Consider the following 1,104-nt stretch of genomic DNA (forward strand, 5'->3'; position numbering starts at 1 on the left):
ATGCTCGAGATCCCGCTGCCAATCCTCTTCCATCGCCAGCCTCCATCAAAGCTGGCTCCCTATGAATCACGCATTTCCCCTGCAGGGAATCCCGAAAATCACAATTCTGCCAAAGTAGTGCTAGGCCGCGTTGACAAAGTGTGGCAGCCATTTTCGGATAGCGGCGAGATTTAGGAAGCTTGCGAAGGACAGAGCAGTTTTGTCGTAGCGGGTGGCGACACGGCGGAACTGCTTGAGGTGACCAAACATGCGCTCGATGCGGTTGCGATCCCGGTAACGCCGAAAGTCACAGGGAATGGGCTCACGGCGGTTGGACTTGGGCGGGATGATCGGCAGGATGCCCTGCATCAGCAGGTTTTCGCGAACGACGTCACCATCATACCCCTTGTCGGCGAGCAGAGCCTTGGGCTTGGCGACAGGGATCGCCATCAGGGCATCGACAGCGCCATAATCGGATGCCTCCCCGCAAGTCAGGACAAAACCAAGAGGGCGCCCCTGATTGTCGCAGCGGGCGTGGACTTTGCACGTAAAGCCGCCGCGTGATCGACCAAAAGCCTGCGCACGAGCCCCCCTTTTCCGCCCACTGCCGAGACATGGCCGCGAACGGTGGTACTGTCGATCATGTGCTGCCAGTCGTCGGTCAGCCCCAATTCCACCAGCGTCGCGAGGATCGCATCCCACACGCCCTGTTCGGCCCAGCGCCGAAACCGCACATAGACCGAGTTCCACAAGCCATAGCGTTCGTGCATATCCCGCCACGGACAGCCGACCCGCAGAACATGCAGCATGCCGTTGAGAAAACGCCGGTTATCATGGGCAGGGCGGGACTTACGACCGCGCTCCGATGGCAACAGCCCCGCGATCACATCCCATTCCTCGTCCGTCAGATCGCCCCGAACCATCATCGCTCCTCACAAAGAAAAGCTCTGAATCAGAAATCAGGCAGATTGGGAATCCACTTTGTCAACGCGGCCTAACACTACTTTGGCAGAATTGTGATTTTCGGGATTCCCTGCAGGGGAAATGCGTGATTCATAGGGAGCCAGCTTTGATGGAGGCTGGCGATGGAAGAGGATTGGCAGCGGGATCTCGAGCATTGGCTTG

General features: G+C 58.3%; 1 pseudogene. It reads right to left on the minus strand.

Features of this window, described 5'->3' with window-relative positions:
• Positions 1-120: 120 nt before the first annotated feature.
• Positions 121-902: pseudogene (locus V2S85_RS27110) on the minus strand (IS5 family transposase).
• Positions 903-1,104: the final 202 nt, after the last annotated feature.

The organism is Novosphingobium resinovorum, from assembly GCF_036352595.1.
GTDB classification, from domain to species: Bacteria; Pseudomonadota; Alphaproteobacteria; order Sphingomonadales; family Sphingomonadaceae; genus Novosphingobium; species Novosphingobium resinovorum_B.